Source organism: Ruegeria sediminis (assembly GCF_005938215.1).
GTDB classification, from domain to species: domain Bacteria; phylum Pseudomonadota; class Alphaproteobacteria; order Rhodobacterales; family Rhodobacteraceae; genus Ruegeria; species Ruegeria sediminis.
The window spans coordinates 135,040-152,298 of sequence record NZ_VCPD01000002.1 but is presented as its reverse complement, the minus strand read 5'-3'; the positions used below and the strand labels follow the sequence as shown (position 1 = coordinate 152,298).

The following is a 17,259-nucleotide window of genomic DNA, read 5'->3' as shown; positions in this document are numbered from 1 at the left end:
GAGCATGTTGTCTGCCATATTTGCAGCCGCTCCCGGGCACGGGAAACGCCGAACCAAGGACAATCCATCATGAGAGAGCAACGCCAAGTTGTCGAAGTGGAAAACACGGCGGCCAAACCGCGCCGTTTCATCTTTGTCTTGCTGGACAAGTTTTCGATGCTGTCCTTCGCCTCGGCACTGGACAGCCTCCGCATCGCGAACCGGATGGCGGACAAGAAGCTGTACGACTGGCAACTGGTCGGTGAAGGCGGTGATCTGGCCTATTGCTCGGCAGGCACGTCCTTCAACCTCGACGACGACCTGGCGGATCTGTCGCGCGAGGATGTCGTGCTGGTCTGCGGCGGCGTGGATGTGCAAAAAGCGGCTACCAAGAAGATGCTGAACTGGCTGCGCCGCGAAGCGCGCAAGGGCATCCGCATCGGCGGGCTTTGCACGGGCGCGCATGTGCTGGCGAAAGCCGGGCTGCTGGATGGCAAGCGGGCGACGATCCACTGGGAAAACGCCGACAGCTTCATCGAAGAGTTCGAAAATGTCGAACTGACGAAATCGGTTTTCCTGATCGACGGCAACCGGATGACAACGGCGGGCGGTACCTCTTCGATCGACCTCATGCTGAAGATCATCGCGGACGATTTCGGCGAAGAACTGGCAAATGCCGTGGCCGATCAGATGATCTATTCCTCGATCCGGACCGACCAGGACACGCAACGCCTGTCCACCCCGACCCGCATCGGCGTGCGTCACCCCAAGCTGAGCCAGGTCATCCAGATGATGGAAAAGAACATCGAGGAACCGATCTCACCAGCGATCCTCGCCAAGGATGTGGGAATGTCCACCCGGCAGCTTGAAAGATTGTTCCGCCGCTATCTGAACCGGTCGCCAAAACGGTACTACATGGAACTACGGCTGCAGAAGGCGCGCAACCTGCTGATGCAGACGGACATGAGCGTCATCAACGTGGCGCTGGCCTGCGGCTTTGCCAGCCCGTCGCATTTCTCGAAATGCTACCGGGCGCATTACAACACCACCCCCTACCGCGAGCGCGGAACGCAAGGAGCGCGCCTGTCGATCTGACGATGGTTCACGGGCGCATCCTGTAGACGGCCCCCTGCCCGACCGAAATAAACCAGATGGATCCGTCGGGCGCCTCGACGATGTCCCGGACGCGTTTGGTTTCCGGACCCTTGATCTGTTCTGCCTCTTGCAGCTGAGTACCAGTCAGACGTGAGATGTAGTCGAATTTCAGCGATCCGACGAAGAAGTTCCCCTTCCACTTGGGCCACAGTTTGCCCGAGTAGATCATCAGACCCGAGGGGGCGATTGAGGGATCCCAGTAGAATTCGGGCTGTTCCATGCCAGGCTTCGACGTTCCCTCGCCGATTCTCGCACCGGAATAATGGACGCCGTAAGAGATCACCGGCCAGCCATAGTTGGCGCCCTTGCGGATGCGATTCACCTCGTCCCCGCCTTTTGCACCGTGTTCCGAGACCCACAATTGGCCGTTCCGGTCCAGCGCGGCTCCCTGCGGGTTCCGATGCCCGAAGGACCAGATCTCGGGTCGAACGCCGGCTTGGCCGGCAAAGGGATTGTCCGCGGGCACGGATCCATCCCGGTTGATCCTGACAATCGACCCGTTGTGGTTGCTACGATCCTGCGCCGAAGGCCGGTCGCCCCGCTCGCCGACCGTCACGAACAGAGTCCCGTCAGGCGCCTCGACCACGCGGCTGCCGAAGTGGCGGCCGCCGGAACCGCCGGGTGCCGTTTCGAAGATCGTGCGCAAATCTGTCAGACGGGTCCCGTTCTCGCTGAGCCGGCCGATCGCCACTGCGGTTCCGGCACCGCCCCGTTGCCGTTTGGCGAGGGTCAGAAACACTTCGCGGGTGCTTGCGAAATCGAGCGGGATGGTGACATCCAGCAATCCGCCCTGTCCTCGGGCGTAGACCTTGGGAACACCCGCCACCCGGTTCTTCCGACCGTCTTTCACATGAATGAGGTTGCCGGAACGCTCGGTCACCAGAAAGCTTCCATCGGGCAATAGGCCAATGGCCCAAGGTGTATCCAGCCCGTCCGCAACCTTGTCGATCTGCACAGGTCCAAGACTGGTATCCAGCGACTCGGCCGCGGCGGCCGCCCCGCAGAAGCAGCAGAAAAGAATCACCTGGAAAAGTCGCATTGCACCTCGCTCCGCTTGCCCGTCATAGTGCCGGAAATAGGTTCAATTCCCAACAAAACAAATCGGTTATGCGGCGCAAACGCACGTTTGCGTTAGGACTTTTCTTTTCCCAAGAGCTTGCCTAGGGTCTCAATCAGAACGATTTCGTTCCAACTAGGGAGTATCCATATGAAAAAGCTGCTCACAGCTACTGCAGCGACGGCTCTGATGGCCGGCGCCGCCATGGCCGAAGACGTCAAGATCGGCGTGATCCTCGGCTTCACCGGCCCCATCGAATCGCTGACCCCGTCCATGGCCGACGGTGCGGAACTGGCGATGAAGGAAGTTACCGACAGCGGTCTGCTTCTGGACGGCGCGACCGTGACCTCGGTCCGCGCGGACTCGACCTGCGTTGACGCGGGCGCCGCGACCGCCGCTGCAGAACGTCTGGTCACGTCGGACAAGGTGGACGGCATCATGGGCGCCGACTGCTCAGGCGTCACCGGTGCGATCCTGTCGAACGTCGCCGTGCCCAACGGCGTGGTGATGATTTCGCCCTCGGCCACTTCGCCGGCCCTGTCGGATGCCGAAGACAACGGCTTGTTCTTCCGCACCGCTCCTTCGGATGCGCGCCAAGGCGAGATCATGACGCAAGTGCTGCTCGAGGAAGGCATCAAGAGCGTCGCGCTGACCTACACCAACAACGACTACGGCAAGGGCCTGGCCGACAGCTTCCAGCAGGCATTCGAAGCCGCTGGCGGCGAAGTGACCATCTCGGCCGCGCATGAGGACGGCAAGGCCGACTATTCGGCCGAAGTAGGCGCACTGGCTGCGGCAGGCGGCGACCGCCTGGTCGTGGCCGGCTACGTCGATCAGGGCGGATCGGGCATCGTTCGCGCGGCAATCGACTCGGGCGCGTTCGACACGTTCCACTTCCCGGACGGCATGATCGGCTCCAAACTGGAAGAGAACTTTGGCGACGAGATCGACGGCTCGACCGGTCAGCACCCCGGCACCGACAGCCCCGGCGTCGCCAAGTATGAGGAGATTGTTGCGGGCGCGTTCGACGCAACCTCGCCTTTCACCCCGGAATCCTACGACGCGGCCGCGCTGATCATGCTGGCGATGCAAGCCGCCGGTTCCAAGAACCCGGCCGACTACAAGGAAAAGGTGATGGAAGTCGCCAACGAACCGGGTGAAAAGATCTATCCCGGCGAACTGGCGAAGGCGCTGCAGATCCTGAAGGACGGCGGCGACGTCGACTATGTCGGCGCGACCGCAGTGGAACTGATCGGGCCGGGCGAAAGCGCCGGCAACTACCGCCAGATCGTGATCGACGGCGGCAAGATCACCACCGCGAAATATCGTTGATCCAATCCACGACGTGAACCTGAACAGCCCGGGCCTTGTGTCCGGGCTGTTTCAATGACAAAAGGCCGCACCTCTTCAGGGGATGAGGCAACAAACAACAGGGCCGCAGCAAGACAATGCGGCTAGGGGAAAACATGATCGTCGTCGAGGACGTGCATAAGCACTTCGGCGGATTCCATGCGGTGGATGGAGCATCGCTGGAAATCGCCAAAGGCTCCATTACCGGGCTGATCGGTCCGAACGGAGCGGGAAAGACCACTCTTTTCAACGTCATCGCGGGTGTCCTGCCGCCGACCAGCGGCAAGGTGACCATGGATGGCGAGGACATCACCGGCCTGCCGCCGCATGAGCTGTTTCACAAGGGACTTCTGCGCACCTTCCAGATCGCGCATGAATTCTCGTCGATGACCTGCCGCGAGAACCTGATGATGGTTCCCGGCAGCCAGTCGGGTGAATCGCTGTGGAACACTTGGTTCGGGCGCAAGCGGATCGCCGACGAGGAACGCGCGCTGCGGGCAAAGGCCGACGAGGTGCTGGAGTTCCTGACCATCGAACACCTCGCCGACCACAAGGCCGGTCAGGTTTCGGGCGGCCAGAAAAAGCTGCTTGAGCTTGGCCGCACGATGATGGTGGACGCCAAAATCGTCTTCCTCGACGAGGTCGGCGCCGGCGTGAACCGGACGCTGCTGATGACGATTGCCGACACCATTCTGCGTCTCAACAAGGAGCGCGGCTATACCTTCGTCGTCATCGAGCACGACATGGATTTCATCGGCAAGATCTGCGACCCGGTGATCTGCATGGCCGAAGGCAAGGTCTTGGCCGAAGGCACCCTGGACGAGATCAAGGCCAACGAGCACGTGATCGAAGCCTATCTGGGCACGGGGCTGAAGAACAAGGACAAGCTGGAGGCCGGGTCATGAGCGACAGTCCCTATCATGACGATCACGGCAACAAGGACGCCACGATCACCAACAAGGCCGGCATGGGCACCATGACCCCGGCGCACCGCAAAAGCGGGAAGACCCAATACGTTGGCGGCGGCCCCTTCCTGATCGGCGACTCGATGACAGGCGGCTATGGCAAGGGTCCTGACATCCTGCACGACTGCACCATTGCCGTGGACAAGGGCGAAATCGCAGTCATCGTCGGACCCAACGGCGCCGGCAAGTCAACCGCCATGAAAGCCGTCTTCGGCATGCTGGACGTGCGTTCGGGTTCGGTACGGCTGGATGGCGAGGACATCACCAATCTCAGCCCGCAGGATCGCGTCGTCAAAGGCATGGGGTTTGTGCCGCAAACTTCGAACATCTTCACCTCGATGACCGTCGAGGAGAACCTGGAAATGGGCGCTTTCATCCGCACCGACGACTTTTCCGACACGATGGAGCAGGTCTACGATCTGTTTCCGATCCTGAAGGAAAAGCGCAACCAGCCCGCCGGAGAGCTTTCCGGCGGTCAGCGGCAGCAAGTCGCCGTGGGCCGTGCGCTGATGACCAAGCCCAAGGTGCTGATGCTTGACGAACCGACCGCAGGCGTTTCGCCCATCGTGATGGACGAATTGTTCGACCGGATCATCGAAGTGGCCCGCACCGGTCTGCCGATCCTCATGGTCGAACAGAACGCCCGCCAGGCGCTTGCCATCGCCGACAAAGGCTATGTCCTTGTTCAGGGGCAGAACGCCTATACCGGTACCGGCAAAGAGCTTTTGGCCGATCCCGAAGTGCGCAAATCTTTCCTGGGAGGCTGAGACATGGACTTCCTCAATGCCTTCGTGGCACTTTCGAATTTCGTTCTTGTCCCAGCCATCGCCTATGGCAGCCAGTTGGCCCTCGGCGCGCTGGGTGTGACGCTGATCTACGGCATTCTGCGGTTCTCGAACTTTGCGCATGGCGACACCATGGCGTTCGGTGCGATGATCGCCGTTCTCGCAACGTGGTGGCTGCAAAGCATCGGCGTTGGCCTCGGTCCTTTGCCAACCGCATTGCTGGCCCTGCCGATCGCCATTTTGGGCTGCATGTTGCTGGTGCTGATCACCGACCGGCTAGTCTATCGCTTTTACCGTGAACAGAAGGCCAAGCCGGTCATCCTGGTGATCGTTTCCATGGGGGTGATGTTCATCACCAACGGCCTCGTCCGTTTCGTCATCGGACCTGACGACCAGAATTTCGCCGATGGGGAAAGGTTTCTGATCTCGGCGCGCGACTTCAAGGAGATGACGGGCCTCGAAGAAGGTCTTGCCATCAAGACGACACAGGGGATCACCGTCGTCGTCGCCGTCATCGCCGTGGCCCTGCTGTTCTGGTTCCTAAACAAGACCCGCACCGGCAAATCGATGCGCGCCTATTCCGACAACGAGGATCTGGCGCTTCTGTCGGGCATCAACCCCGAGCGGGTGGTGATGTACACGTGGCTGATCGTGGCGGCGCTGGCGACAACTGCGGGCGTGCTCTACGGGCTCGACAAGAGCTTCAAGCCTTTCGTCTATTTCCAGTTGCTGCTGCCGATCTTCGCTTCGGCGATTGTCGGCGGCCTTGGCAATCCGCTGGGCGCCATCGCGGGCGGCTTCATCATCGCGTTTTCCGAGGTGACGATCACCTATGCCTGGAAAAAGGTACTGACCTATCTGGCGCCGGAAACGCTTGAGCCATCCGGCCTCGTTCAGCTTTTGTCGACGGACTACAAATTCGCCGTCAGCTTCGTGATCCTGCTGATCGTGCTGTTGTTCAAGCCCACCGGGCTATTCAAGGGGAAAGCAGTATGAGCGAGCCCGTGAAAAACACTCTTCTCTTCGTCCTTGTCGGTGGTCTGATCCTTCTGACCGGGTTCATGCAAAGCTGGAACTCGGCAGTTCTGATCCTGAACATGGGACTGATTTCTGCCATCATGGCCATCGGAGTGAACCTGCAATGGGGATTTGCGGGCCTGTTCAATGTCGGCGTCATGGGCTTTGTAGCGCTCGGCGGGTTGGCGGTCGTGCTAATCTCGACCACCCCGACCCCCGGCGCTTGGAGCGCCGGCGGTTTCGGCATCGTGTTGGCCCTGCTACTTGGCGCCGCGACCGTCACAGCTGCGGTGATGATCGCGCAGAAGATGTCCAAGGGTCGCGCCCGGACGATTTCGCTGATCGCGGTCCTGGTGCTTGGCTTCTTCGTCTTTCGCGCGGTCATGGATCCGAATGTCGCGGCCGTCGAAGCGATCAATCCCGCCGCTGCCGGTAATATCGGGGGCCTGAGCCTGCCGGTTCTGCTTGCCTGGCCCGCAGGCGGTCTGCTCGCCGCCGGAGCCGCATGGCTGATCGGCAAGACGGCGCTTGGCCTTCGGTCGGACTACCTGGCCATCGCGACGCTGGGCATCGCCGAGATCATCATCGCGGTGCTCAAGAACGAGGACTGGCTGGCGCGTGGCGTAAAGAACGTGATTGGCCTGCCCCGACCGGTTCCGTATGAAATCGACCTACAGAACGATCCGGGCTTCGTAGAAAGCGCGGCAAGTCTGGGCCTGGATCCGGTCACGGCATCGACGCTTTACGTCAAGCTCGGCTATTCCGTTTTGTTCCTGGTCGTGCTGCTGGTTCTGCTGTGGATGGCGCAGATGGCACTCAAGAGTCCTTGGGGCCGCATGATGCGCGCAATTCGTGACAACGAGGTCGCGGCGGAAGCTATGGGCAAGGACGTGACCCGCCGGCACCTGCAAATCTTCGTTCTCGGCTCGGCCATCTGCGGAATCGCCGGCGCGATGATGACCACGCTGGACGGACAGCTGACACCCGGCACATACCAACCGCTGCGCTTCACCTTCCTGATCTGGGTGATGGTGATCGTCGGCGGTTCGGGCAACAACTTTGGAGCGGTGCTTGGGGCCATGCTGATCTGGTTCCTCTGGGTTCAGGTCGAACCGATCGGCTTGTGGCTGATGCAGGTCATCACCGCCGGAATGCCGGACGGCAGCGCCCTGAGGGCGCATCTGATCGACAGCGCGGCGCATATGCGGTTGTTGACGATGGGTGTCGTCCTGCTCCTTGTGCTCAGGTTCAGCCCAAGGGGCCTGATCCCAGAACGCTGATACAGCGGTTATTCCGTTCTCCAGACCGCGCCCGGAACCGGGCGCGGTTTCTTGATTCTGCGGGGATTTACCTCTATTGGGGGCGAATTGGTTGTGTGGCACACGTTCGGTGCAATCACTTCGTGCCGAGGCGTGACTAGCAATCCAGGTACCAGTAACAGCAACGAGCCCTCGGCAAATGAATCTTCTTCAGTCATCCGTTCCGATCTTCGCCCTTCTCGTCCTCGTCTCGGGTTGCGCCCCGACTCCCGAAAGCCTGGAAACCGAACCGGTACAGGTGCAGACCTCGAAAGGCGTCGTAACCTGCCAGCTTTACACGCATAGCCGTGTGCTGTGGGACCGGGCCATAGACCGGCCGAACAACATGTCGGTCAAGGAAGGCGACGAGGTTTGCCGAAACGAAGGCCGACGCCGCCTCGGCGGATGACCCAGGCAAAAGCCTAGCGGGCGCGGAACAGACCGCCCAGTATTCCGCGAACGATGCGCCGCCCGGTCGTGCCCTTCATTTCCTTGATGACCGCCTCGGTCAAGGCCGATGCGAACGTATCCTTCCCTCGGCTTGGCCGAGCGGTCGACCGGCCCACGCGATTGCCCGAATAACGGCGGGCCGACGCGTATTCCCTTTCGACGGGCGACTGCTTGTCCATCACGTCGTCGGCTTCGGCTCGCTCGGCGTCACGTGCCGCTTCCGCGGCTCGGCCGGCCAGTATTTCGTACGCCGATCTCCGGTCGATGACCTCGTCATACTTTCCTGCCATGTCCGACTTCGACAGAACCTCGTTGCGCTCCGCCGGGGAAACGGGGCCCAGCTGCGAGCCCGGGGGCCGGATCAGGGTGCGCTCGACCATGCCGGGAACACCTTTCTTCTGCAGCATGGAGGTTACCGCCTCGCCGACCCCGACCTCTCGAATTGCGGTTTCCGTGTCGAATGCGGGGTTGTCGCGATAAGTTTCCGCCGCCAGCCGCAGATTTTTGCGGTCTTTCGCGGTAAAGGCCCGCAAGGCATGCTGAACCCGGTTGCCAAGCTGGCCGAGAATGTCTTCGGGAATGTCCGCCGGGTTCTGCGTGATGAAATAGACGCCAACGCCCTTTGACCGGATCAGCCGGGCGACCTGCTCGACCTTGTCTACCAGAACCTTGGGGGCGTCCTCGAACAACAGGTGCGCCTCGTCGAAAAAGAAGACGAGTTTTGGCTTGTCCGGGTCACCGACCTCGGGCAGTTCCTCGAACAACTCGCTCAAGAGCCAAAGCAGGAAAGTGGCATAGAGGCGAGGCGCCGCCATCAGCTTGTCCGAAGCCAGGATGTTCACCATCCCCCGCCCGTTGTCGTCAGTCCGCATCAGATCGGACAGCGCCAGCGCCGGCTCTCCGAACAACCGGGTGCCGCCCTGGTTGTCCAATACCAGCAATCGACGCTGGATCGCCCCGACCGAGGCAGTCGAGATATTGCCGTACCGCAACGACAACTCGCCCCTGTTTTCTCCGATCCAGACCAACAACGCCTGCAGATCCTTGAGATCAAGCAGCGGCATTCCCTGTTCATCCGCCAGCCGGAAGGCGATGTTCAATATCCCTTCCTGCGCTTCGCTGAGTTCCAGCAGGCGGGACAGCAGCAGCGGCCCCATCTCGGTGACCGTCGTACGAACCGGATGGCCCTGTTCGCCGAACAGGTCCCAGAAGGTCACCGGACAGGCGCGGTAGGCAAAGTCGACAAATCCGATGCGCGCGGCCCGTTCGGCAAAGGCGTCGTGCAGCTTGTGTTCGGTCGATCCGGGTTTGGCAAGGCCCGAGAGGTCGCCCTTTACATCGGCAAGAAACACGGGAACGCCGGCATCCGAGAACCCCTCGGCAAGGATCTGCAAGGTAACGGTCTTGCCGGTGCCTGTGGCTCCGGCGATCAGGCCGTGCCTATTGGCGTATTTCAATGACAAACCTTGCGGGGTCGCGTATTCCCTGCCCGCCCCACCCAGAAAAACCGTTTCGTTCATAGGATTTGAACCTCGAAATTCACCGACATCGTCAAAGCATACTAAGTTAACCTTTGACTGCGATAGCCCCTTTGTCCTTCTTTCGCGGCGGGGAGCGGGTGGACATATTTCCCTTCTTTCGACTGGCCGAACCCACGGGCGCGATGTTTGTGCAAGCCCAGGCTCCGGCAACGAGACGTAAGTTGCTATGACACCGGTGATTTGGCGGAAAAAATCTTGGGATAACTGTTGACCCGTGGCCGCCCCTCTCGTAACGTCTCCCCAATAACTAAGTCGGCCAGTCCGACGGGGAGACATGTTTGAGAAAGGGAGCTGTCACAACAGCTCCCTTTTTCCTTTGTCTGCAGACCCTTCCGGCCATGTCTTGGCGGAAATCCGAGCACGCTCGGCGCAGGTACAACAATATTTTCTGACACCTCATGCCAACCATGCTAGACGGGGCAAAAAGCTGACCCAGAAAGAATGAGGCATCATGTTCAAGAAGCTTATCCCCCTGAGCGCCGTGGCCCTGACCGTATGGTCCGGTTTGGCCGCCGCGCAGGACACCACGACCAGCACCGAAGAGCAGACGGAAAGCCAGTCTTCCGCCGGGGCTCTCGACCTTGGTCAACCAGTGAACGGAGAACCGCAGGCCGGTCAGCGGTATTCGAAGGAAAAGTTCGGCGACTGGGATCTCGCCTGCATCAAGACGAATACGGAAACCGATCCGTGCTCGCTGTTGCAGATCTTGGAAGGCTCCGAAGGCAACGCCATCGCCGAGATCTCCATGTTCCGACTGCCCGAGGCCGAAGGCCAGCGCGCCGTCGCCGCCGCCACCGTCATTGTACCTCTGGAAACCCTGCTGCCCGCGCAGTTGACCATCTCAGTCGATGACGCGCCGGGCAAACGCTACAACTACACCTTCTGCGCCCCGATCGGTTGCGTCGCGCAGATCGGGCTTACGCAAGCGGATATAGATGCGATGAAAAAGGGCGCCAAGGCGACCTTGTCGCTGGTTCCGGCAACAGCGCCCGATCAGGTCATCAACCTGGATCTGTCGCTCAGCGGCTTTACCGCCGGTTATGACGTAGTTGACGTCGCCACCAACTGAGTTTGGCACCAAGCAAAAGACCGCCGGGCGTTGAAACCCGGCGGTTTTTTTGTTGAACGGAATGATCAGATCCGGCGCAAGGCCAGGACCGCGTTGAGGCCGCCAAAGGCGAAGGCATTGCTCAGGGCGACATCCACCATTGCCTCGCGCGCTTCGTTCGGCACGACGTCGAGGGCGCACTCCGGGTCGGGTTCCTCGTACCCTATGGTCGGAGCGACGATGCCGTCACGCACAGCCATGATGCAGGCCAGCAGTTCCACGGCTCCGGTGCCCCCGATCAGATGGCCGTGCATCGATTTGGTCGAGGATATCATCAGGTGGTCAGCGTGCCGCCCGAACACATCCGCCACTGCGGCGCACTCGGTCTTGTCGTTGGCCGCCGTCCCGGTGCCGTGGGCGTTGATGTAGCCGACCTCGCTTGCGTTGATCCGCGCATCCGCCAAAGCTCCGGCCATGGCCCGCGCCGCGCCTTGCTTGCTGGGCATGACGATGTCGGCCGCGTCCGAGGACATGGCGAACCCCACGACCTCGCACAGGATCTCTGCCCCACGTGCACGGGCGCGGTCATAGTCTTCGAACACAAAAACACCGGCGCCTTCGCCCTGCACCATGCCGTTCCGGTTGGCGCTGAAGGGGCGGCAGGCGTCCTTGGACATGACCCGCAACCCTTCCCAGGCTTTGACGCCGCCGAAACAGAGCATGGATTCGCTGCCGCCCGTCACCATCGCCGGGGCCGCGCCGCTACGCACCATCTGGAAAGCAAGCGCCATCGCGTGATTGGACGAGGCGCAGGCCGTGGACACGGTGAAACTGGGCCCCTTGAGGTTGTATTCCATCGACACGTGGCTTGCCGCCGCATTATTCATCAGCTTCGGTACGACGAAGGGATGGATGCGGTTTTTTCCGTCTTCGTAGACGGACCGATAGTTGTCGTCCCAGGTCGAAACCCCGCCACCTGCGGTCCCCAGAACAACACCCGATCTTGCGGCAAGGTCGCCGTGAAATTCAATTCCGGACTGATCGATTGCTTCTTTGGCGGCCGTAAGAGTGAATTGCGTGAACCGGTCGTAAAGCGTCATCTGCTGGCGGTTGAAACGGCCTTCGGCCTCGAACCCGCGCACCTGACCGCCGATCCGGATCGAGAGGCGTTCGACATCGCGAAAGTCCAGTTCGCCTATGCCACAACGGCCTTCGCGCATGGCCTCCAACGTTTCGGGAACCGAATGTCCGAGCGAATTGATGGTACCGGCCCCGGTAATAACGACGCGCTTCATGATCGTCGTCAGACCTTTTCCGCCACCAGCTTTTCAATGCCTGCGATGATCGCCGCAACATTCGAGATGTCGAAATCGCCGGCTGTGGGTTCATTGGCGTTGAAGGGGATAGAAATGTCGAACTCTTCCTCGATCGCGAAGATGCTTTCGACAAGACCCAGGCTGTCGATTCCCAGTTCCTCAAGCGTGCTCTCGGGCGTCACATCCGATGGCTCCAGCACGGCCTGCTCTGCGATGATTGCGATGACGCGATCGCTGATGCTCATGTCTATCCCCTGCTTTTCGCTTTGTGGGTGATTTACTCGCTCGGAGCCTGATTGGAAACCGCCTTTTTGAGTGCCTCGACGTCGCGCGCCAGACGCGGCAAACGGCGTTGCGCCTTGTAAATTTCCGTGTGCGTTTCCATCTTCACGCCCGGGTATCCCATGATCACACGTCCCGCAGGCACGTTGGACAAGATCTTGGTTCCGCCGCCCGAGATGACCCGGTCACCGATGAAGATGTTGTCGACAACGCCGGTCTGTCCGCCCAGCACCACGTTGTTGCCAATATCCACCGATCCCGAGATGCCCGTCTGGCCGCAGAGCAAACAATCATTTCCGACGCGCGTGTTGTGGCCCACGTGAACCAGGTTATCCAGCTTGGTGCCGTCTCCGATCCGGGTGTTGCGGATCGTCCCGTTGTCGATGGTGCTGTTGGAGCCGACCTCTACGTCGTCGCCGATCTCGACCGCGCCCAAGGAGTGAATACGCAGCCAACTCTGCGCCTTGGCCTCACCCTGATCGCCCATGGTCTTGCGCACGTTTTCGACGCCGGACACCTCGGGGGTGACGAAACTGAATCCGTCGCCTCCGATCCGCGCACCGGGCTGGGCGATGAACCGGTCTCCGATCAACGCGCGTGCGCCGATGCTGACCATCTCGCGCAGCAGCGCGCCCTCACCCAGCGAGGCATCCATACCGACGACACAATGCGACCCAATCATCGATCCCTTGCCGATTCGAGCACGAGCGCCAATTACCGCCAGAGGCCCGATCGAAACATCGGCGCCTATCTCGGCGGTGGGATCAATCACCGCAGACGGGTGTATCCCAGGTTGAACGCCCTGCCCCCGGTCAAGCAGCCTGGTGACGCCGGCCATAGCCATACGTGGACGGGGCGCAAAAATTGCGGCTTCGAGACCCATTGTCCGCCAATCCGCGCCGGGCCACAGCATCGCCACTCGCGCCGAGCCGGAACCAAGAGCTTCGGCGTATTTTGGGGACATCGCCATCGCCAGATCCGTGCGTCCCGCGTCGCCTGGCTCGGCCGCGCGCAGGATGGTCAGGTCGGTATTGCCCTCGGCCTCGGCGCCAAGGGCATTTGCGATCTGTTGGACGGTGAACTGCATGCAAGGGGTTCCCTGTCAGAGGATCTGGCCCCCCGTGCTTACCCCTGAACCGACGGCAGGACCACCCCCGCCTTGTTCAGTTCCTCCCAGATTTTCTGATCTCGGCCATAGATGTCCCGGCGATATTCAACCTCGCCCTTGGGTCCAATGAACGCCGTGCGATAGATCAGATGCACCGGAATCGGTTTTTTCAGGCGCACGGTGGTTTCGCGGCCGGTATCGAGCACACGATGGAAGTAGTCTTTCGGGTTCTCCTCCTGCCGCGCAAGAATGGCATAGGCAAAGCCGAACGGATCGGCCAGACGGATGCAACCGTGCGAAAAATCCCGCACCTCGCGTGAGAACAAGTCCTTCTGCGGCGTGTCATGCATGTAGACGTTGTGCTTGTTGGGGAACATGAATTTCACCAACCCCAACGCATTGCTCTTGCCCGGCGGCTGCCGCATCGAGAACGGGAAGCTGCGCGACGAGAACTGGCTGAAATTCACCGCGCCGCGGTTTACCCGCCGCCCCTGCCTGTCGGTAATCTCGATATGGCTTACGGCATGTGGGTTCGCGCGCAGCTTCGGAAGGTATTCCTTTGTCACGATCGAGCGGGGAACGTACCAGCTTGGGTTGATCACCATGTGCTCCATCTGATCCGAGAACTCTGGACTGCGGCGATCGCTCGTATTCTTGCCGATCACGGCCCGGGTCTGGAACGAGACATGCCCTTGGTCCACGATGGACGCGGAAAAATCCGTCTGGTTGACAAGTACGTGCCGTTCGCCCCGCTCGCGCGGCATCCAACGCTCGCGTTCCAGCGCGACAATGACCGCCTGCAACCTTTCCGAGACCGGTCTGTTCAATTCTGTGAGCGTTCCCTGGCCGGCGATTCCATCGGTTTCGAGACCATGCGCGGCCTGGAACTTCTGCACCGCCTCACGCAATGCATCGTCGTATCGCGGGCTGGCGGTGGGCCTGAGATATCCCATCGCCACCAGCCGATTGCGCAGCGCGACAACATTCGGCCCGGAATCGCCGGGCTCCATCTTGGCAACGGGTACATCCAGCCCCCAACCGCCTTGCTCCATAAGAGCTTCAAGCGCGATCTTGTGTTTCAGCAGAGCAAGATATTGCCGGGACTGCGGGGCAATCGACCGGAAAAACGCGGTCGCGTCCGACGCCACGAGTCCTGAAAGCTGATCCGCCGGCGAAAGGCGCGGGATCTCGCGGGCTATTCCGGTGTCGACACGCGAAGGATCCAGAAGACCCGATTGAAGATCGCGGGCGAAGATCACGAAAACACGGCTCAATTCCGCTTCGACCAAGCCAAGGTCCCGAACCGAATTGGCATCACGCATCTGCTGAAGCAGCGCATCTGCCCGGTACTTTCCTGCAGGTAGGCCATGCACGTCGGCGCGCGACACCGCATCGAACAGCGCGGCGCGCCGTGCAGCGAACTCGGGCCCGTTGCCCGTCCAGACGGGCTGGTATCCATTGCTTCGGTAAAACTCGGCGATTCCCGAATTGGTCGAGATGGATTCGGCCACAGCCTGCTTGAACGCCGTCACCTGCGCCGTTTCATTCGCGGCCGAAACGCTCGTCCCCGAGAAGGACAAGCAGAACGCGATTATGCAGGCGGAACTTTGCCGAAAGAGTTTCCTCATCAGATGCACCTTGGTCATTCAAATTCATCCCGTACCCTCGGGAGTCGTCCAATTTTCGAAGAAACGACCGGTAAATGTCCATTCACAAATGTACTATTTCCCGGCATCTGCCGGTGCATGGTGCGCGATTGCATCGGCTGTGGCAGTGGTCACAGCCACATTAAGAAAATAAGGCAACAATGCGTCGGCGAATTGCAGGTGCGCAAAATCTCGCCGAAAATTCCCCCTTTCAAACATGATTCCCAAAGACTTGTTGGCTCGGGAATCCGTCTGTGCCATACATTCGGCATCTGGGGATGGAACTAACAAGTTAACACGGCGCACGTAACATCGGGCGCAGGCAGAAAAAGTACGGGACGAGCAGTACATGACAGAGATCAGCTCTTCGGGTTTGACCCGACGCGCCTTGCTTGGTGCATTCGCCGCAACCGTGGTCACAGCAGCACCGACCTATTCCAATGCAGCAGGTTTCCTTCGCGGGGGTGGTGATATTCGCCGCATCCGCATGTATTCCGGTCGCACCGGTGAACGTCTCGACATGATCTATTGGGTGGATGGCGACTACATCAAGGACGCGGTGAGCGAAATCAATCACTTCATGCGGGACTGGCGGACCGATCAGGTCAAATCCATGGACCTGCGCACCGTCGACATCATGGCTGCCGCTCACAATCTGCTCGACGTGAACGAACCCTACATGCTTCTATCTGGCTACCGTAGCCCGCAAACCAACGCCATGCTGCGCTCGCGGTCGCGGGGCGTTGCCAAGAATTCTCTGCACATGAAAGGCCAGGCCGCGGACCTCCGTCTTTCCTCCCGGTCGGTCACACAGATGGCCAAAGCCGCGATGGCTTGCCGCGCCGGCGGCGTCGGACGCTACTCCAGATCTAATTTCGTACATATGGATTGCGGCGAAGTCCGCAGCTGGGGCGGCTGACAAACAGCCGCTCGAACTCGCCTCACCCCCGCGCCGAATGCGTCGGGGGTTTTCTTTTTTTGAAGTAGCGAGTTGGTGATCCAAATCCGAATTGCACGCAGGCTTCCTAAACCGTCGCACGGCAAGAGGAACGTGGTTCAGCATTCGCAATTCTTGGTGAAACTGGCGCACCTGAGATGCAGCGCCAGCAAAACCGAACCCTGCAGGTGGCTTTATTTTCAAGGCGTTACAAGGAGCCCTTTCGCCCTGTGTGTTACACGGGTGTGCATCCTGTGTTACAGATACCGCCCGCAATGTCAATTTTTGCGAGCTTTCAGCCTTAGCTACTTTGAGGAGTCTTTCGAGAGTTGCTCTGCTGCCCGCAATAGCACTTCATCGCTTTGGTCTGGCGGGTTTAGTTCTCCAGCAGCCTTAACAACGACGTCATAGCGGCCCGTATCTAAAGCCTTATCTATCGTTAGGTGCAGAACCTTTTGACGAAGACTTTGGTTCCAAAACTTTTTGCTGATCTGGTACATGATCTCCGCATCGGAGGCATTTACATCAATGTCTGCACGATTTGACCTGCCTACCATATCTTGGAAAGTCTGCATCATTAAGAGCAGTCCAAGCATTACCGCAGGGACCAACAAAATAGAAAGCGCTGCAGTGATCTGAACCAATAATGGCTCGGCTATTTTGATATTGGCTACCTTGTAAAGGCCGACAAGCGTCGTGATCAACGCTATCAACTTGACGACCAAATCAGTGCTGATGTCCATGCCGATTTCACCGTTTTTAGTAACTGCCGAAAGGGTTTGTATCTGTCCGCACGTCCGCAAACCAGAGGAACCAGAAGACCAATGCAAAATATTTCACCGCAAAAATCTGTCACCCAGAGATCAATATAGCGGCCCGCGAAATCCCCCCGTGGGGTACCCCTCAGGGTCACCCAGGGCGGCACCCTCCGCAATCCCCGCCAGATGTATCCACCTGCGGGAACTTCCCACATATGCAGCGAAAACAATGGGTATACGATTGTTCCAGAAACCCTCACCAAAGCACGCTACAAACACCGTTTAGATCAATCCAAACGGGTTCTTCTCAGGTATTCCCTTACTAGTTCAGCTGCAATTGCTGCGCGAACCTGTTTTTCCTCAACTTGGTTTCCATCGAGAATAGACAGCGCCATTGAGGTTGCGATGTCGTAGTCTAAGCAATTGCTACACATCATGGCAGTGGTTGTTTCTGGGAGTGGCGAATAGCAGTGCTTGCAGTGTGCGATGTTTGTGTTCATTTTTCTATCTCAACTCAATGAGTTGCAGATCGCACATGTTATCAACAAAGTCTATGTGTTCTTTACG

16 protein-coding genes are annotated in these 17,259 nt (G+C 59.7%); 9 read left to right on the top strand and 7 right to left on the bottom strand.

The genetic code is table 11. The features are described from left to right. Positions 1–69: 69 nt before the first annotated feature. On the top strand, positions 70–1,074 hold the full coding sequence (locus FGK63_RS05315) for a GlxA family transcriptional regulator (RefSeq protein ID WP_138840579.1): 1,005 nt from the start codon (positions 70–72) through the stop codon (positions 1,072–1,074). Between the two features lie 7 nt (positions 1,075–1,081). On the opposite strand, the gene FGK63_RS05310 is transcribed toward FGK63_RS05315, so the two are convergent. Next, the gene (locus FGK63_RS05310) at positions 1,082–2,173 is read right to left on the bottom strand and encodes a PQQ-dependent sugar dehydrogenase (RefSeq protein WP_138840578.1); all 1,092 of its coding nucleotides are present in this window, start codon (positions 2,171–2,173) and stop codon (positions 1,082–1,084) included. A gap of 168 nt (positions 2,174–2,341) precedes the next feature. Here FGK63_RS05310 and FGK63_RS05305 point away from each other — a divergent pair, with 168 nt between their 5' ends. From FGK63_RS05305 to FGK63_RS05280, 6 genes are all read left to right on the top strand, one after another. Continuing rightward, positions 2,342–3,523, top strand: a complete 1,182-nt coding sequence (locus FGK63_RS05305; RefSeq protein ID WP_138840577.1) for an ABC transporter substrate-binding protein — start codon at positions 2,342–2,344, stop codon at positions 3,521–3,523. A 134-nt stretch (positions 3,524–3,657) separates the two neighbouring features. Continuing rightward, the gene (locus FGK63_RS05300; protein WP_138840576.1) at positions 3,658–4,446 is read left to right on the top strand and encodes an ABC transporter ATP-binding protein; all 789 of its coding nucleotides are present in this window, start codon (positions 3,658–3,660) and stop codon (positions 4,444–4,446) included. Next, complete coding sequence (locus tag FGK63_RS05295) at positions 4,443–5,273, top strand: ABC transporter ATP-binding protein (protein ID WP_138840575.1); 831 nt, start codon at positions 4,443–4,445, stop codon at positions 5,271–5,273. Before FGK63_RS05300 ends, FGK63_RS05295 begins: the two co-directional genes overlap by 4 nt. A gap of 3 nt (positions 5,274–5,276) precedes the next feature. Beyond that, the gene (locus FGK63_RS05290) at positions 5,277–6,287 is read left to right on the top strand and encodes a branched-chain amino acid ABC transporter permease (RefSeq protein WP_138840574.1); all 1,011 of its coding nucleotides are present in this window, start codon (positions 5,277–5,279) and stop codon (positions 6,285–6,287) included. Continuing rightward, positions 6,284–7,588, top strand: coding sequence for a branched-chain amino acid ABC transporter permease (locus tag FGK63_RS05285; RefSeq protein WP_138840573.1), 1,305 nt, complete (start codon positions 6,284–6,286; stop codon positions 7,586–7,588). Before FGK63_RS05290 ends, FGK63_RS05285 begins: the two co-directional genes overlap by 4 nt. A 178-nt stretch (positions 7,589–7,766) precedes the next feature. Beyond that, positions 7,767–8,015: a hypothetical protein gene (locus FGK63_RS05280; protein WP_138840572.1), complete on the top strand. Its 249-nt coding sequence runs from the start codon at positions 7,767–7,769 to the stop codon at positions 8,013–8,015. Positions 8,016–8,028: 13 nt separating this feature from the next. Here the strand turns inward: FGK63_RS05280 and FGK63_RS05275 are convergent, their stop codons facing one another. Then, entirely contained in the window at positions 8,029–9,576 is a 1,548-nt protein-coding gene (locus FGK63_RS05275; protein WP_138840571.1) for a helicase HerA-like domain-containing protein, read from the bottom strand. Between the two features lie 472 nt (positions 9,577–10,048). Here FGK63_RS05275 and FGK63_RS05270 point away from each other — a divergent pair, with 472 nt between their 5' ends. Beyond that, complete coding sequence (locus tag FGK63_RS05270; protein WP_138840570.1) at positions 10,049–10,666, top strand: invasion associated locus B family protein; 618 nt, start codon at positions 10,049–10,051, stop codon at positions 10,664–10,666. A gap of 65 nt (positions 10,667–10,731) precedes the next feature. Here FGK63_RS05270 and FGK63_RS05265 read toward each other — a convergent pair whose 3' ends face one another. From FGK63_RS05265 to FGK63_RS05250, 4 genes are read right to left on the bottom strand one after another with little or no spacing between them, the layout of a single operon-like run. After that, positions 10,732–11,940, bottom strand: coding sequence for a beta-ketoacyl-[acyl-carrier-protein] synthase family protein (locus tag FGK63_RS05265; RefSeq protein ID WP_138840569.1), 1,209 nt, complete (start codon positions 11,938–11,940; stop codon positions 10,732–10,734). Positions 11,941–11,948: 8 nt separating this feature from the next. After that, positions 11,949–12,206, bottom strand: coding sequence for an acyl carrier protein (locus FGK63_RS05260; RefSeq protein WP_138840568.1), 258 nt, complete (start codon positions 12,204–12,206; stop codon positions 11,949–11,951). A gap of 32 nt (positions 12,207–12,238) precedes the next feature. Next, on the bottom strand, positions 12,239–13,330 hold the full coding sequence (lpxD, locus tag FGK63_RS05255) for a UDP-3-O-(3-hydroxymyristoyl)glucosamine N-acyltransferase (protein ID WP_138840567.1): 1,092 nt from the start codon (positions 13,328–13,330) through the stop codon (positions 12,239–12,241). A gap of 38 nt (positions 13,331–13,368) precedes the next feature. Beyond that, complete coding sequence (locus FGK63_RS05250; RefSeq protein ID WP_138841192.1) at positions 13,369–14,979, bottom strand: L,D-transpeptidase family protein; 1,611 nt, start codon at positions 14,977–14,979, stop codon at positions 13,369–13,371. Between the two features lie 367 nt (positions 14,980–15,346). Between FGK63_RS05250 and mepK the strand changes: the two genes are divergently transcribed. Next, positions 15,347–15,916 carry a peptidoglycan L,D-endopeptidase MepK gene (mepK, locus tag FGK63_RS05245; protein ID WP_138840566.1) on the top strand — a complete coding sequence of 190 codons (570 nt, stop codon included), beginning with the start codon at positions 15,347–15,349 and terminating at the stop codon, positions 15,914–15,916. A 323-nt stretch (positions 15,917–16,239) separates the two neighbouring features. On the opposite strand, the gene FGK63_RS05240 is transcribed toward mepK, so the two are convergent. Next, the gene (locus FGK63_RS05240; protein ID WP_138840565.1) at positions 16,240–16,677 is read right to left on the bottom strand and encodes a hypothetical protein; all 438 of its coding nucleotides are present in this window, start codon (positions 16,675–16,677) and stop codon (positions 16,240–16,242) included. Positions 16,678–17,259: the final 582 nt, after the last annotated feature.

Coding starts and splice junctions, on each gene's coding strand:
- FGK63_RS05265 (WP_138840569.1), bottom strand. CDS start 11,940: ATGAAGCGCGTCGTTATTACCGGGGCCGGTACCATCAATTCGCTCGGA.
- FGK63_RS05260 (WP_138840568.1), bottom strand. CDS start 12,206: ATGAGCATCAGCGATCGCGTCATCGCAATCATCGCAGAGCAGGCCGTG.
- FGK63_RS05300 (WP_138840576.1), top strand. CDS start 3,658: ATGATCGTCGTCGAGGACGTGCATAAGCACTTCGGCGGATTCCATGCG.
- FGK63_RS05315 (WP_138840579.1), top strand. CDS start 70: ATGAGAGAGCAACGCCAAGTTGTCGAAGTGGAAAACACGGCGGCCAAA.
- FGK63_RS05240 (WP_138840565.1), bottom strand. CDS start 16,677: ATGGACATCAGCACTGATTTGGTCGTCAAGTTGATAGCGTTGATCACG.
- FGK63_RS05305 (WP_138840577.1), top strand. CDS start 2,342: ATGAAAAAGCTGCTCACAGCTACTGCAGCGACGGCTCTGATGGCCGGC.
- FGK63_RS05310 (WP_138840578.1), bottom strand. CDS start 2,173: ATGCGACTTTTCCAGGTGATTCTTTTCTGCTGCTTCTGCGGGGCGGCC.
- FGK63_RS05280 (WP_138840572.1), top strand. CDS start 7,767: ATGAATCTTCTTCAGTCATCCGTTCCGATCTTCGCCCTTCTCGTCCTC.
- FGK63_RS05290 (WP_138840574.1), top strand. CDS start 5,277: ATGGACTTCCTCAATGCCTTCGTGGCACTTTCGAATTTCGTTCTTGTC.
- FGK63_RS05275 (WP_138840571.1), bottom strand. CDS start 9,576: ATGAACGAAACGGTTTTTCTGGGTGGGGCGGGCAGGGAATACGCGACC.
- mepK (WP_138840566.1), top strand. CDS start 15,347: ATGACAGAGATCAGCTCTTCGGGTTTGACCCGACGCGCCTTGCTTGGT.
- lpxD (WP_138840567.1), bottom strand. CDS start 13,330: ATGCAGTTCACCGTCCAACAGATCGCAAATGCCCTTGGCGCCGAGGCC.
- FGK63_RS05270 (WP_138840570.1), top strand. CDS start 10,049: ATGTTCAAGAAGCTTATCCCCCTGAGCGCCGTGGCCCTGACCGTATGG.
- FGK63_RS05250 (WP_138841192.1), bottom strand. CDS start 14,979: ATGAGGAAACTCTTTCGGCAAAGTTCCGCCTGCATAATCGCGTTCTGC.
- FGK63_RS05295 (WP_138840575.1), top strand. CDS start 4,443: ATGAGCGACAGTCCCTATCATGACGATCACGGCAACAAGGACGCCACG.
- FGK63_RS05285 (WP_138840573.1), top strand. CDS start 6,284: ATGAGCGAGCCCGTGAAAAACACTCTTCTCTTCGTCCTTGTCGGTGGT.